Origin of the sequence: Arthrobacter oryzae, assembly GCF_037911235.1 — a bacterium.
GTDB classification, from domain to species: Bacteria; Actinomycetota; Actinomycetes; order Actinomycetales; family Micrococcaceae; genus Arthrobacter; species Arthrobacter oryzae_E.
In genome coordinates this window covers 161,290-175,810 of record NZ_JBBLYW010000051.1, presented here as the reverse complement: position 1 = coordinate 175,810, position 14,521 = coordinate 161,290, and the positions used below count along the sequence as shown (strand labels likewise).

Below are 14,521 nucleotides of genomic sequence, written 5' to 3'. Positions count from 1 at the left end.
CATCCTTTCCCGCCTGTCGGGCGGGTCCAACGCCATGATCGAACGGTCTTTGCTACCCAAAGGGATAGGCGAACTTCCGAAGCACTCGTAGACTGGGCAGGTGGAAGCCCCCGATACAGACCTGCTCGAAGCCGTTGCCGCCCTGTCCACCGCTCCGCTGGCCGGCATCGCCCAACGGCTGCGGGAAGCCACCCTCCCCTACCTGGGCAGCAGCGCCCTGGTCATCTTCACCGAGGACTGCACCGGCCGGCCCCAGAAGAAAGCCGGCGACGAATCGATCATCAGCCGAGTGTCCATCGCCGAACTGGACCACATCCGGGCGTCGCTGTCCGATGCCCGCGAGCTGCGCTCAGGTGATGCGGGGCCGGAAGATGCCTGGCGGGGCGAAGCCATGCTGGGCGGCGCGGCGCGGCCGGTCCTTGCCTTCTCTTCGCCCAGCAATGCGCTGCTGGTCATCGCCGATCCGCAGCATCCTGCAGAAACTGCAGACACCGCCGACCCGGCCGGCCGCGAAGCGGCAGAACGCATGGTCCGCTACCTCTGGGCGCTGGCGGCGGAGCGTATCCGCGAGAAGGTGGCCGACGCGCCGCCGTCGTACCTCATTGAATCCCGCGCCGCCTCGGCCGAGCGGCTCAGGGTGACTGCCGAACTGGTAGACCACCACTCCACCACCCTTGAAACCCTGCTTGCCGCGCTGCGCTCGCCCGCACTGAGCGACGACGCAGCGCGGAAATCCGCCACGGACGTCGCCGCCAAGGCGCTCGTGGGCCTCCGCACGCTCAACGACCGCACCACGGAACTCGTGGAGGAACCCGTCGCCACCGCGTTCCAGCGGCTCCGCGAGGACCTGAAGCCGCTCATGAATTTCAGCGGGATCGACGTCCAGTTCATCGAGCCTCCCGTCAACGGCCGCGCCCTGCCCGGCGAAGTGGCCCATGCGGCCCGGGCGATCGTCCGCGGGCTGGTGCTCGCCATGGTGGACCAGCCGGGAGTCCGCCGGATCCGTACGCAGTGGGATTGCGACGGCGAGAACCTCCTGGTCAACGTCCGCGACGACGGTCCCGGGGAACTGTCCACGGCCGCACCGAACATGGCCCGCCTCGCCCAGCGCGTCGAAGCCCTGGACGGCACCATGTCGGTGGATGTGATGGCCGGCTGGGGCGCAGACGTCGCCGTCTCGCTCCCCCTCGATCCGCCCGCCCGCCAACTGGCCGACGTCGCCGACTGGAAGCTGGGTGAGCGCGAGCTCGAAGTCCTCCAACTGCTGGCGGCAGGCCAGCGGAACCGGGCCATCGCCGCCAAACTGCACATCAGCGAGAACACTGTGAAGTTTCATCTCCGGAACATCTACCGGAAGGTGGGCGCTTCCTCACGCACGGAGGCCATCGCGATGGCCCACAGCAACGGGCTGCGTTAGGCCCATCCAGGGACCGTGGCAACACAGCACAGGAGGACTGCACCACATGGCAATCGAAGTTCGTCCGGCGGCCCTGTTCGAGGACGTGAAGGCGATGGTGGGTCCCAAGCGCCCCGATGCGAACGTGTGCTGGTGCCTGAGCTACCGCATCCCCTCCAGGCAGAACCTGGAGTTGCGCGGCCCGGAACGCGGGGAACTCGTGAGGGAGCTGGTCCGGGAGGACCCTCCGCCCGGCGTGCTCGCGTACGACGGCGACGAGGTGGTGGGCTGGGCGGCTGTCCATCCGCGCTCGGACACCAGCTTCGCCCGCAACCGCAAGATCCCCCACGTTGACGACCTCGAGGTGTGGTCCGTGTGGTGTATCCGGGTGCGGCCGGGGCACCGCGGCGAGGGGATCTCCCGCCACCTGCTACAAGGCGCCGTCGACTTTGCCCGCAGCTACGGGGCGGCGGCCATCGAGGGCTACCCCGTCGATAACCAGGGCAGGAAGGTGGACCTGACCATGGCCTACGTGGGCACCCGGAAGCTCTTCGAGGAGGCCGGGTTCACCAAGGCCGCAGACACCGAATCCATGCTCAACGGCTTTCCCCGCGTGCTGATGCGCCTGGACCTGCAGTGATGTCCACGCGCTAACGCAATGCGGGCCGCGTCACACCTCACGGCATAGGATCGACAGTGTGCAACTAACCGAGAGGACGCTCCAGGCGGCCTTGTGGCGGGTAAGCAAGCCGCAGAAACTACTTGAGAGTATGGATCATGGCTTCGAAGAATGACCCCGAATCCGACATCGACGCGGAAGCGGGCCAGCACGGCGGCGTCCAGTCGGTGGACCGCGCCCTCGCGGTCCTGGAGATCCTGGCCCGCGACGGCCATGCCGGCGTCAGCGATATCGCTGAGGAGATGGGCATCCACAAGTCCACTGTCTCCCGGCTGCTGGGTTCGCTGGTGGGCCGGGAAATGGTCCACCAGAACAGCGAGCGCGGCAAGTACCAGCTGGGGTTCGGCATCCTGAGGCTGGCAAGCTCGATTCCCGGGCGGCTCAGCCTGGTCCGCGAGGCCCGGCCGGTGCTGGAAAGCCTGGCCGAGGAATTCAAGGAGACGGTGAACCTGGCCGTCCTGCGCTCCAACTACGCGGTCAACGTCGACCAGGCCATGGGCCCTTCAACGCTCGCCACGTACGACTGGGTAGGCAGCCTGACACCGCTCCACGCGACGTCGAGCGGGAAAGTCCTGCTGGCGGCGCTGTCCGCCGACGATCGAGACCGCATCCTGAAGGAGACCGGCCTTCCGGCCCGGACGCCACGGACCGTCACCAACCGGAAAGAGCTTGAAACCCAGCTCATCGACGTCGCCCGCGAGGGCTACGGCGTGGTGCGGGAGGAGTTCGAGATCGGGCTGACTGCTGTTGCCGTTCCGGTCTATAACCACCTGGGTGCGGTGATCGGAGCCATCAGCATTTCCGGCCCGGCCTTCCGCTTTGATCCCGAGAAAACCCCGGGACTGATCGAAGCCCTCAAAGACGCGGGGCTGCAGGTCAGCGCCAGGATGGGCTACACCCGCCGCTAAGGCATCAGCGTCCATGGGGAGGATAAGGAAGCTGCCGAACGCCAGGACGCCCCGCGCCGGCAGCGTTCAGAGGTCCTCGTTGAGCCGGTCGGTGAGAATCCGGTTGGCGTTGAACTGCAGGATGCCGAGCGACTCCTGGATCAGGGGTGAGGCGATGCTGCCCCTGCGCACCGCGGCGACGATGCGGCGCGTGGGTTTCGTCTGACCGGTGATGCGTAGCCGAACCACGTTTTCGGCACCATGCAAAGGCGCCAGCCGGGGCAGCAGGCCGACGCCCAGCCCCGCTCCCACGAACGCGATGTGGGTTTCCCATTCAACGGCTTCATGGGCAATCCGCGGTGTCACCCCGACTGCCGTGAACGCCGCGGTGAAGAGGGAATGGTAGGTGGAACCGGCGGCCTCCGTAATCCAGGGTTCCGATGCCAGCTCTTCAAGCGTCGCTGTTTGGCGTGATGCCAGCGGATGGTCACCGGGAATGATCACGTCCAGTGGATCGTCGAGCAGAACTCTCTGCTCGAAGCGCGGATCGTCCTCACCATAACTGTCGGACTGCATGGCGACGATGACTGCAAGGTCGATTCGTTCCGCAATCAACAAGTCGAAGCAGCGGGCCGGTTCAGCCTCAAGAACCTGCACCTCCAGCAGGGGGCGTGTTGAGCGCAGGGTGGCGGCCAGCGGCGCGAGCAACTGGGCGGCTGCAGAGGAGAATCCGCCGAGGCCAAAGTGGGACTGCACCTGGTCGCCGGCCTCCATGGCTGCGGCGCGCAGGCTCTCCCACTGGGCAATGAGGGGATCCGAGCCCGCCACGAGAAAGCGTCCCGTGGCGGTAAGCCGCACGCCCCGGCCGTCTTTCGTCAGCAGCTGCATTCCAAGCACGCGCTGGAGCTCCCGCAATTGCGCGGAGACGGCAGAGGGGGAATAGCCCGTGAGCTCGGCGGTCGCGCCTATGGTGCCGCACCGTGCGAACACGCGGAGTGTGATGAGCCTTGCATCGATCATGCACCTATTCTGCATGGTTATCTTCAAAATGTTGCGCTTTTGTTGCAGCTCATGTGTCCCTAATCTCATCACTACAAGTTCTTCGACTATGCGGCTAGCTAGCACCCATGCACCCGTGGTCACCACGCAACACCCACTACCCATGCCTCCCGGGAGGAAACCCATGACTGCTTCAGTGAACGTGCCCCTCAATTCACGCGGAAAACTCGCTGCATCATTGCCCGCCGAGCAGCTGGCCGAAATTACCGCGTTGTTTGAGTTCCGGCGCACCGGCTACTCCCTCGATGCCCCCTTCTACACTGATCCCTCGATCTTCAACATCGACATGGAGGCCATTTTCGGCCAGCACTGGATCTTTGCCGCAAGCACCGCCGAACTGCCGGAGCCGGGCGACTACGTCACCGTCGACTACGGACCCTACTCCCTGATTGTGCTGCGCAACGACGACGGCGCCGTGAACGTCCTGCACAACGTATGCCGCCACCGCGGCGCCCGCGTTCTCACCGAAGCTGCCGGGTCAACCGGAAACCTGGTCTGCGGCTACCACTCCTGGACCTACTCCCCGGAGGGCAACTTGATCCATGCCTCCGCCCCGGGGGAAACAAAGTTCGACAAGAGCTGCTTTGGCCTCAAGCGCGCCCACGGCCGCGAGGTCGCCGGACTTATCTTCGTGTGCATTGCGGCTGAACCGCCGACGGACTTCGACGAAACCGCAAAGATCTTTGAGCCCTACCTGGCGCCCCACGATCTCTCGAAGACAAAAATCGCCTACCAGCAGAACATCATCGAAGAGGGCAACTGGAAGCTCGTCATGGAGAACAACCGTGAGTGCTACCACTGCGACGGCCACCCTGAGCTCGCCTGCTCCCTCTTCCCCACCTGGGGCCTGACGGAGGGCCTGATCCCGCCCCATCTTGAGGAAGTGTGGAACCGGAACAAGGAGGCCCAGTCCTCCCTCGAGGAGCGGTGCCGCCGCTACGGCCTTCCCTACGAGGTGGTCGAGCAGCTTGACACGCGCATCGCGGGAATCCGCATCTCGCGGGAATCACTCGATGGAGAAGGTGAATCGTTCTCTGAGGACGGACGCAGACTTTCCAAGAAGCTGCTCGGTGACTTGCCCGACTTCCGCCTTGGCCGCTGCTCGATGCACCTGCAGCCCAACAGCTGGTTCCATTTCCTCGGCGACCATGTCATCACCTTCGGTGTCTTCCCCATCAACGAACACCAGAGCCTCGTACGCACCACCTGGCTAGTGGCTGACGACGCCGTGGAAGGCGTCGACTACGACCTGGAGAAGCTCACCTACACCTGGAAGCAGACCAACCTGCAGGACAAGGCGTTCGTGGAGCTCTGCCAGCAGGGTGCCGGCAGTCCCGCCTACGAGCCCGGTCCCTACATGAAGAGCGAATACCAGGTCGAGGCATTCATCAACTGGTACGTGCAGCGCGTGCAGGAGCACTTGGCGTGATTGAACTCCTCACTGAAACGGCAATCCAGGAACCACAGCGTATTCGCGGTCTTGAGATGCCCTGGAACAGGGTGATGGGAAGCACTGAGACACCCGCCCGGGCAGCCCGTGCTTTGGGCCCATGGCATCCGCAGGAGTTCATGGCCGAATGCGTCGAGACTATTCCCGAGGCCGGCGCCATGATGACCTTCGTGTTCCGCCGCTGCGACGGTGCGCCCCTGGCGTTCCGTGCCGGCCAGTACGTGAACGTCGCATTTCCCGTCAATGGCGAGGACCAGGAACCGGTGGACCGCAGCTACTCGCTGTCCAGTTCGCCCACCGAGCCGTGGACCTTCAGCATTACCGTCAAGTGCGACTCCACGGGACTGGTCTCGCCGTGGGTGCACGAGAACGTCAAACCCGGCACTGTTCTTGAGATGCTGGGACCGGTGGGAGCATTCCACCTGCCCGATGCTGACCGCCGGGCAAGGTATCTTTTGCTTGCCGCCGGCGCAGGCATCACTCCCATCATGTCCATGATGCGGACCATCCACTCCCTGCCCGGACACGCCGATGTTGTGGTGCTCTACCACGGCTCGGATGCTGGAGGCTTTGCCTTCCACCGGGAACTTGCCTATATCGCATCGGTGGACTCACGCATCAAGGTCTACTACTCCCTGGGCGACCGCAGCGTACCGGAGGGGTGGGAAGGACTCAGCGGAAGACTGACGGCAGCCATGCTCGAGGAGGTGGCTCCGGACGCCAACGGCCGCCAGGTGTACGCATGCGGTCCTGAGGGTTACCTGAACACCGCCGCCGAGCTCCTCCAGAAGGTCGGTGTGGACGACACTTCCATCTACATGGAGTTCTTCTCCGGAGACCGCCAGACGCTCCTTGAATACCAGGCGGAGGTGGCCCTTGCAGCCGACGTCGCGGAGGAGATCGCCGAGGAGATCGCCGAATCCGCCGAGGACTACTTTGAAGGCCAGCCCGCCGCGTTCGGGCTCTACGAGCCTGGCTACGACGCTGACGGGACTCTGCAGGCCTCCGGGCTGCCGCTGGAAATCGTCGACCCGGACACGCCCGGCTCCGACCCCTCCGCCGACAGCCCGGTCGGGGAGCCGGAAGCCGGTTCCCCTGATGCCTCGAGCTTCGACACGGTGGGAACAGGCAGCCTCACCATGTCCTTCATGCGTACCGGCATCAATGTGCGGATCGACCCCGCCGAGCGCATCCTCGAGGTGGCACAGCGTGCCGGCGTCAGGATCGGCGCGAACTGCAAGGAAGGCATGTGCGGCTCCTGCAAGGTCGTCAAGCTTTCAGGGGAGATCGAGATGAACCACCAGGGCGGGATCCGGGCACGCGAAATCTCTGCAGGCAAATTCCTGCCCTGCTGCTCCATCGCGCAGACGGACCTGGTGATCGATGCCTGACCCCTGTTCCAGCCCACTGTCAAGGCGCAGCCGAAACCCCTGAAATCGGGCTTAAGAATTCGCAAAAACCTTGACACGTGACTGTGATCCGGGCCACTCTGTTGCTTATTACGAGACGTGTTGATCTTTGCGGAACAGCCGCCGATCAAAACGAAGCCGACTCTGTACTGAATGCCAGGAAGTCAACCTTCCGCCCGGCCTGGGGACGCCGGAGTACAACGCCCATGAATTCAAACCAAAGGACTTGACATGGCTTTGAACAGCGACATCCGCACGGATGCCCAACCCCCACTTGAGCTTGAGGAGCCAAAACTCGTTCCTGCGCCGGAGAACTCTCCCTCCTCCCACGATTCGCACGACGCGGAGGACACCCAGCAGATCATGCAGGAACTCCGCCAGACCAAGGCCGAACAGGCTGTGGCACAACGGCGAAACCGTAAGCTCACCCTCGACAAGGCCACCTTTGGTATCACAGGTGTCCTGGCACTCGCCTTTGTGGCCTGGGGTTTCCTGGGCCGGGACAGCCTGGCTGCCACCTCCACACTGGCCCTTGACTGGGTGATGGAATACACCGGCTGGCTCTTCATGGTCCTGGCCTCGCTGTTCGTCGTTTTTGTCCTCTGGCTGGCCCTCGGAAAATGGGGCAACATCCCGCTCGGCAAGGACGGGGAAAAGCCGGAGTTCCGGACTGTTTCCTGGATCGCGATGATGTTCGCGGCCGGCATGGGCATCGGCCTGATGTTCTACGGCGTGGCCGAGCCGCTGTACCACTACGTCTCTCCACCGCCCGGAACGGTGGACGGGAGGACCCCTGCGGCCATCCAGACCGCCATGGCCACCTCCATCTTCCACTGGACCCTGCATCCCTGGGCGATGTACGCCGTCGTCGGCATTGCCATGGCCTACGGAACCTACCGCCTGGGCCGCCGGCAGCTGATCTCCGCGGCGTTCACCTCGCTGTTCGGCATCAGGACGGTGGAAGGGCCGGTAGGCAAGGTCATCAACATCCTGGCGATCTTCGCCACGCTCTTCGGCACGGCGGCTTCCCTGGGTCTGGGCGCCCTGCAGATCGGCAGCGGGCTGAGCTCAAACGGCTGGATGGGCGAGGTGGGTACGCCCGTGCTCGTGGCCATTGTCGCCGTCCTGACCGCCTGCTTTGTGGCCTCGGCGGTGTCCGGCATCAGCCGCGGCATCCAGTGGCTGTCCAACATCAACATGGTCCTGGCCGTTGTCCTGGCGCTCATCGTCTTCATCGCAGGGCCAACGCTGTTCATCCTCAACCTCATCCCGGCCGCGGTGGGCGACTACGCCCGGGACCTGGCCGAGATGGCTTCCCGCACCGAGGCCGTGGGGGACGAGGCCCTGCGCACCTGGATGTCCGGCTGGACCATCTTCTACTGGGCCTGGTGGGTGTCCTGGACGCCTTTCGTGGGCATGTTCATCGCCCGGATCAGCCGCGGCCGCACCATCCGGCAGTTCGTCACCGGCGTCCTGCTGGTACCCAGCATCGTCAGCGTCATCTGGTTTGGCATCTTCGGCGGAACGGCCTTCAAGATCCAGGAGGACGCGGACAAGGCAGGCGCAGCCGGCCTCGTATCCATGGCCAGCGGGTCACCGTCCATCGACTTTGACGGAGCCCTGTTCGACCTGGTGAAGAACATGTCCATGCCGGCCTGGCTGACCGCGGCGGTCATCGTCCTCGCCATGGTTCTGGTGGCCATCTTCTTCATTACGGGAGCCGACTCGGCGTCGATCATCATGGCGTCATTGAGCTCCAACGGATCCTCGGACCCGAAGCGTGGGCTGATCATCTTCTGGGGCGTCCTCACCGGGGCGGTGGCGGCCGTGATGCTGCTCGCCGGTGGCGACAAGCCCTCCGAAGCGTTGTCCGGGCTGCAGCGCATCACCATCGTGGCAGCCCTGCCGTTCGTGCTGGTCATGCTGCTGCTCTGCTTCGCCCTGGTGAAGGACCTGCGCCGGGACCCGCTGTCCCTGCGGCGGCGGCTGGCTGACTCAGTAGTGGAGCGAGCCATCCGGACCGGCGTGGACCAGCACGGCGGCGTCCAGTTCGATCTCGTTACCAAGCATCAATGTGATCAGCGCTGTTCAGACGGCGGCCCCTGCGCCGCTTCCCCCGCTGACACCCAAGCCCCCGCAAAGAACCAGGAGTAGACCATGACCACAGTCCTTGAGGGCCGCCCCACCGGTAACGCGACGGCGGAAGCCGGCGCCGTCCCCAGCGTCCGCAGTACCGGCACCGCACAGTACGTCCTCACGCTTGCGTGCCCGGAACGCCCCGGAATCGTCCGGGCCATCACCGCATTCCTCGCTGATCGCGGCTTCGACATCGTTGAACACCAGCAGTTCGATGACCACATGAGCGGCAAGCTCTACCTGCGCACGGCCTTCACTCCGGGAGACAAGGAAGTGTCCGCTGAAGGCCTCAGCGCGGAGTTCGCCGCCGTTGCCCATGAGTTCGACATGGAGTTCGCCATCCACGACGGCCGCCCCCAGCGCGTGCTGGTAATGGTCTCGAAGTTCGGCCACTGCCTCAACGACCTTATCTTCCGCTGGCGCGCCGGCAGCCTGGGTGCGGAGATCGCCGTCGTGGTGTCCAACCACGAGGACCTCCGCCCCATGGCGGAAGCCGCGGGCCTGCCGTTCATCCACGTCCCGGTCACCGCGGACACCAAGCCGCAGGCCGAGGCGCGCCTGCTGGAACTGGTCGAGGAGTACCAGGCAGACCTGGTGGTCCTGGCCCGCTATATGCAGGTACTCTCGGACGGCCTCAGCAAGACCCTCCGCGGCCGCGCCATCAACATCCACCATTCCTTCCTGCCCGGGTTCAAGGGGGCCAAGCCTTACCACCAGGCCTATGACCGCGGCGTGAAGCTCATCGGAGCCACCGCGCACTACGTCACCGCAGACCTGGACGAGGGCCCGATCATCGAACAGGAAGTGTTCCGGGTGGACCACAGCCTGGACCCGAATGCACTGGTCACTGTAGGCAGGGACGCCGAATCCCAGGCACTGTCCCGCGCGGTTAGGTGGCACTGCCAGCACCGGGTCCTGCTCAACAACACCCGCACCGTCGTCTTCCGCTAACGCCAACGCCCGCCACGCAAAACAGGAGAACCAATTATCATGAGCGCATCACCACGCGTCGTCATCATCGGCGCCGGCATCGTCGGTACCAACCTCGCGGACGAGCTGGCCAGCCGCGGCTGGACCAACATCACGGTCGTCGAGCAGGGCCCGCTGGAACTGGCCGGCGGCTCCACATCGCATGCCCCCGGCCTGGTGTTCCAGAACAACCCGTCCAAGACCATGACGGAATTCGCCACGTACACCGTCAACAAGCTGCTCTCCCTGAGCAAGGACGGCCAGTCCTGCTTCAACCAGGTGGGCGGCCTGGAACTGGCAACTACTCCCGAACGCCTGGCCGACCTCAAGCGCAAGATGGGTGTGATGACCTCCTGGGGCGTCGAAAGCCGGATCGTCGACGCCGACGAATGCGAAAAGATCTACCCGCTGTTGAACACCGGTAAGCTCACCGGCGGCCGCGAGGTCCTGGGCGGCCTGCTCATCCCCACGGACGGGCTGGCCCTCGCAGCCCGTGCCGTGCAGCTGCTGATCGAGCGTTCCCGCGAGCGCGGCGTGATCTACCTCGGCTCCACCGCCGTGACCGGCATCGAACAGGCCGGCGGCAAGGTCACCGGCGTCGAAACGGCCGACGGCGTGATCCCGGCGGACATCGTGGTCTCCTGCGCCGGTTTCTGGGGCCGTGAGCTCGGCAAGCTGGTGGGCCTGGATGTGCCGCTGCAGCCGCTGGCCCACCAGTACGTCAAGTCCACCCCCCTCCCTGAACTCAAGGGCGCGAACGAACTGCCCAACGGTGCCCAGAAGCCCATTCTCCGCTACCAGGACAAGGACCTGTACTACCGCGAATGGGGCGAGCGCATCGGCATCGGCAGCTATGCCCACCGCCCGATGCCGGTGGACATGACCGCCCTGCCGAAGGTGTCCGCCGAGGAAATGTCCGACCACCGGATGCCCTCCCGCCTGGACTTCACCATGGAGGACTTTGCACCGGCCTGGGAGGACAGCAAGGACCTCCTTCCGGCCCTGCGCGCGGCGCAGATCGAGGACGGCTTCAACGGCATCTTCTCCTTCACCCCCGACGGCGGCCCGCTGATCGGCGAAGCCCCGGACCTCGCCGGCTTCTTCGTTGCCGAGGCTGTGTGGGTGACGCACTCCGCAGGTGTCGCCAAGGCCGTGGCGGAGCTGCTCATCGACGGCCGGTCCCGCACCGACCTGCACGGCACCGAGCTCACCCGCTTCGAGAAGGTGCAGACCAGCGACGAGTACGTCAGCGAAACATCCCAGCAGAACTTCGTGGAGATCTACGACATCCTGCACCCGCTGCAGCCCAAGGAATCACCCCGGGACCTGCGCGTCAGCCCGTTCAACGTCCGGCAGAAGGAGCTCGGGGCGTTCTTCCTGGAGTCCGCGGGGTGGGAGCGCCCGCACTGGTACGAGGCCAACCGTGGCCTGCTCGAGGTGCTGCCGGCGGAATGGCAGGCGCCGGAGCGGGACGGGTGGTCCGCGATGTTCCACTCCCCCATTTCGGCGGCCGAGGCGTGGAAGACGCGCACCGCCGTCGGACTTTACGACATGACGCCGCTGAAGCGGCTGGAGGTCAACGGTCCGGGCGCCCAGGCGCTGCTGCACCGGCTCAGCACGGGCAACATCACCAAGAAGCCCGGCGCAGTCACCTATTGCCTGCTGCTGGAGCACGACGGCGGCATCCGCAGCGACGTGACCGTTGCCCGCCTCGCGGAGGAAAAGTTCCAGCTGGGCGTGAACAGCAACGTGGACTTCGACTACCTCCGCGTCGAGGCCCGGAAGCAGTCCGCCGCGGACCCGGCGCAATGGGTTCACGTCTCGGACATCACCGGCAGCACCTGCTGCATCGGATTGTGGGGACCGCTGGCCCGTGAAGTGATCGGTAAGGTCAGCACTGATGACCTCAGCAACGACGGCCTGAAGTACTTCCGGACCAAGGAAATTTCCGTGGGCGGCATCCCGGTCACGGCCATGCGGCTCTCCTACGTGGGCGAGCTCGGCTGGGAGCTCTACACCACCGCCGAGTACGGGCTCAAGCTCTGGGACCTGCTCTTCGAGGCCGGGCAGGAGCACGGCATCATCGCTGCCGGGCGCGGTGCGTTCAACAGCATGCGTCTTGAGAAGGGCTACCGGCTGTGGGGCACGGACATGAATTCCGAACACCACCCCTACCAGGCCGGCCTGGGCTTCTCAGTGGCCAAGGACAAGACGGGCTTCGTGGGCTGCGACGCGCTGGCGGCCCGGAAGGAGCAGCCTGCCGCGCGCGTACTGCGGTGCCTGACCGTGGACGACGGCACGTCGATGGTCCTGGGCAAGGAACCCGTCTACGTCAACGGTGAGGCGGCGGGGTATGTCACCAGCGCCGCCTTCGGATACTCCGTGCGCAAGCCGATTGCCTACGCCTGGCTGCCGGCCGCTGTCTCCGAGGGCGACCCTGTGGAGATCGAGTACTTCGGCGAACGGGTTGCTGCCACCGTCACCGCCGAACCCCTGTTCGACCCCGGCATGGAACGGCTCCGCGGGTAACGGCGGCTGGCGGCCACCGGCCGTCCTGACCCTCTTTTGCGCCAGAACGACGGCGGCACACCGGCAGGTCCGGAGTGTCGTCGTCGTTTTCGGCTTTAACAGGGTCGGGAAGGCAGGGTAAGCCCGCGGCCAGCTTGCCCGGGTAGGCAACTGTCTCGCGCTGGAGGAGCCGGGTGATCACTTCAACCCGCCGGGACATGAGCGTGCCCACCTGCAGCCGGTCGCCGGGCCAGCGGGAGGCCTCCCGGGAGTCTTTGAGTGCTTGGGTCAGGGCACGGGAAAGGGAATAGACCTTCCAGGAATGTTTCAGGTGGATGAGTGCCTGCGCCACGGCTTCGGCCAGGATTCTTTGCCCTGCTTGAATTGTTTCCATGCGGACCATCACCATCCCCGGTGCGCAGACTTGCTACATGACCTTCCCTTCGAGTGTGGCGACAGTGCCTCAGCATCTGCTCAAGGCGGCTCAAGGATTTGCTCAAGACCCGTCCGCGGAGCTGACAGAGTATGTTGGGGAACCGACGAAAGGTGGATCTCCATGACGGAGCCGGACTGGGTCCAACACGCTATCTGGTGGCAGGTCTACCCGATCGGCTTTGTGGGCGCCGAACCCTCGGCCCGGGCGGCGCAGCCCGTTGCCCACCGGCTGGGGCAACTGGTTCCCTGGCTTGACTACGTGCTGGAACTCGGTGCTTCCGGGCTCGCCCTGGGACCTGTCTTCGCCTCGGAAACGCACGGCTATGACACCACGGATTACTTCCGGATCGATCCCCGGCTGGGCGATGACGCGGACTTTGACGAGCTGATCGCCCAGTGCCACGCCCGGGGGCTGAAGGTCCTGCTGGACGGCGTCTTCAACCACGTGGGCCGCAGCTTCGGGCCGTTCCAGAAGGTGCTTGCTGACGGGCCCGGCGCGCCCGCCGCCTCATGGTTCCGCCTGCAGTGGCCGGACTCCGGGTGGTCGCCGGGAACGGAGCCCGGCTACGAGGACTTCGAGGGCCATCACCATCTGGTGGCACTCAACCACGACGAGCCCGGGGTCGCCGCCCTGGTCACGGACGTGATGAAGCACTGGCTGGGCCGGGGTGCGGACGGCTGGCGGCTGGACGCAGCGTACGCCGTGCCGGCGTCGTTCTGGGCGCCGGTGCTGGCGGAGGTGCGCCGGGACTACCCGGAGTCCTACTTCGTGGGCGAGTACATCCACGGGGACTTCGCCGACGAGGTGGAGCGGAGCACCCTGGACTCAGTCACGCAGTACGAACTGTGGAAAGCGGTCTGGAGTTCACTCAACGATGCCAACTTCTACGAGCTGGCTTCCGCGCTGGAGCGGCACAACGGATTCCTGGAGACCTTTGTGCCGCTCACGTTCGTGGGCAACCACGACGTCACCCGGCTTGCCAGCAAACTGAAAAACCCGGACCAGCTGGGGCTTGCGCTCACCGTCCTGATGAGCGTAGGCGGGACGCCCTGCATCTACTACGGCGACGAGCAGGCCTTCCGCGGCATCAAGGAGGACCGCGCCGGCGGAGATGACGCGGTCCGTCCTGCGTTCCCTGCCTCTCCCGCGGAGTTGGCGAAGGCCGGCTGGCCCGTCTACCACCTGCACCAGGAACTGATCGGCCTCCGCCGGCGGCACGCCTGGCTGCACACGGCCCGCACCAAGGTCCTGACGCTCAGCAACGAACACCTCGTCTACCAGGTCCGTGCCGACGGCGGTGCGGCCGGCGGCGGTGCGGCCAGCGGCGATGCGGCCGGCGGCGATGCGGCCGGCGGCGGTGCGGCCAGCGGCGATGCGGCCGGCGGCGATGCGGCCGGCGGCGGTGCCCTGACGGTTGCGCTGAACCTGTCCGGCTCGCCCGCGGACCTGCCGGTGCCGTCCGGGTCCGGCGCGCTGCTGGCCGGGCAGGCCCGCCCGCATCCGGACCGCGACGCCGTGGGCCTGCCCGGTTTCGGGTGGGCCGTCCTCGGAAAGGGCTAGCTCACCGAGGCTGCCCCGCTGCGCTCCGCAGG

General features: G+C 65.6%; 10 protein-coding genes. 9 read left to right on the top strand and 1 reads right to left on the bottom strand.

The window, feature by feature from the left end; genetic code table 11:
* Nucleotides 1-100 precede the first annotated feature (100 nt).
* The 3 genes from WMN78_RS14590 to WMN78_RS14580 all read left to right on the top strand — a co-directional run bounded on the left by WMN78_RS14590 (nt 101) and on the right by WMN78_RS14580 (nt 2,983).
* Nucleotides 101-1,417, top strand: coding sequence for a helix-turn-helix transcriptional regulator (locus WMN78_RS14590; protein WP_340534462.1), 1,317 nt, complete (start codon nt 101-103; stop codon nt 1,415-1,417).
* A gap of 46 nt (nt 1,418-1,463) precedes the next feature.
* Entirely contained in the window at nt 1,464-2,036 is a 573-nt protein-coding gene (locus WMN78_RS14585; RefSeq protein WP_340534461.1) for a GNAT family N-acetyltransferase, read from the top strand.
* A gap of 137 nt (nt 2,037-2,173) precedes the next feature.
* On the top strand, nt 2,174-2,983 hold the full coding sequence (locus WMN78_RS14580; RefSeq protein ID WP_340534460.1) for an IclR family transcriptional regulator: 810 nt from the start codon (nt 2,174-2,176) through the stop codon (nt 2,981-2,983).
* Nucleotides 2,984-3,049: 66 nt separating this feature from the next.
* Here the strand turns inward: WMN78_RS14580 and WMN78_RS14575 are convergent, their stop codons facing one another.
* Nucleotides 3,050-3,982 (bottom strand): LysR family transcriptional regulator, encoded by a 933-nt coding sequence (locus tag WMN78_RS14575; RefSeq protein WP_340534459.1) that lies wholly within the window; start codon nt 3,980-3,982, stop codon nt 3,050-3,052.
* Nucleotides 3,983-4,145: 163 nt separating this feature from the next.
* On the opposite strand from WMN78_RS14575, the gene WMN78_RS14570 reads away from it, so the two are divergent.
* From WMN78_RS14570 to WMN78_RS14545, 6 genes are all read left to right on the top strand, one after another.
* The gene (locus WMN78_RS14570) at nt 4,146-5,450 is read left to right on the top strand and encodes an aromatic ring-hydroxylating dioxygenase subunit alpha (RefSeq protein ID WP_340534458.1); all 1,305 of its coding nucleotides are present in this window, start codon (nt 4,146-4,148) and stop codon (nt 5,448-5,450) included.
* Nucleotides 5,447-6,862: a ferredoxin reductase gene (locus tag WMN78_RS14565; RefSeq protein ID WP_340534457.1), complete on the top strand. Its 1,416-nt coding sequence runs from the start codon at nt 5,447-5,449 to the stop codon at nt 6,860-6,862. Before WMN78_RS14570 ends, WMN78_RS14565 begins: the two co-directional genes overlap by 4 nt.
* 249 nt (nt 6,863-7,111) lie before the next feature.
* Nucleotides 7,112-9,034 carry a BCCT family transporter gene (locus WMN78_RS14560; RefSeq protein WP_340534456.1) on the top strand — a complete coding sequence of 641 codons (1,923 nt, stop codon included), beginning with the start codon at nt 7,112-7,114 and terminating at the stop codon, nt 9,032-9,034.
* A 3-nt stretch (nt 9,035-9,037) separates the two neighbouring features.
* A complete protein-coding gene (gene purU, locus WMN78_RS14555) occupies nt 9,038-9,967 on the top strand; it encodes a formyltetrahydrofolate deformylase (RefSeq protein WP_340534455.1) in 930 nt (309 codons plus the stop codon).
* 39 nt (nt 9,968-10,006) lie between these two features.
* Nucleotides 10,007-12,514 carry an FAD-dependent oxidoreductase gene (locus WMN78_RS14550; protein ID WP_340534454.1) on the top strand — a complete coding sequence of 836 codons (2,508 nt, stop codon included), beginning with the start codon at nt 10,007-10,009 and terminating at the stop codon, nt 12,512-12,514.
* 535 nt (nt 12,515-13,049) lie between these two features.
* Nucleotides 13,050-14,489, top strand: coding sequence for an alpha-amylase family protein (locus tag WMN78_RS14545; protein WP_340534453.1), 1,440 nt, complete (start codon nt 13,050-13,052; stop codon nt 14,487-14,489).
* Nucleotides 14,490-14,521 lie beyond the last annotated feature (32 nt).

What these genes read in the sequence shown, in the direction of transcription:
- WMN78_RS14585 (WP_340534461.1), top strand. Translation starts at nt 1,464, where the DNA reads ATGGCAATCGAAGTTCGTCCGGCGGCCCTGTTCGAGGACGTGAAGGCG.
- WMN78_RS14580 (WP_340534460.1), top strand. Translation starts at nt 2,174, where the DNA reads ATGGCTTCGAAGAATGACCCCGAATCCGACATCGACGCGGAAGCGGGC.
- WMN78_RS14575 (WP_340534459.1), bottom strand. Translation starts at nt 3,982, where the DNA reads ATGATCGATGCAAGGCTCATCACACTCCGCGTGTTCGCACGGTGCGGC.
- WMN78_RS14570 (WP_340534458.1), top strand. Translation starts at nt 4,146, where the DNA reads ATGACTGCTTCAGTGAACGTGCCCCTCAATTCACGCGGAAAACTCGCT.
- WMN78_RS14560 (WP_340534456.1), top strand. Translation starts at nt 7,112, where the DNA reads ATGGCTTTGAACAGCGACATCCGCACGGATGCCCAACCCCCACTTGAG.
- purU (WP_340534455.1), top strand. Translation starts at nt 9,038, where the DNA reads ATGACCACAGTCCTTGAGGGCCGCCCCACCGGTAACGCGACGGCGGAA.
- WMN78_RS14550 (WP_340534454.1), top strand. Translation starts at nt 10,007, where the DNA reads ATGAGCGCATCACCACGCGTCGTCATCATCGGCGCCGGCATCGTCGGT.
- WMN78_RS14545 (WP_340534453.1), top strand. Translation starts at nt 13,050, where the DNA reads ATGACGGAGCCGGACTGGGTCCAACACGCTATCTGGTGGCAGGTCTAC.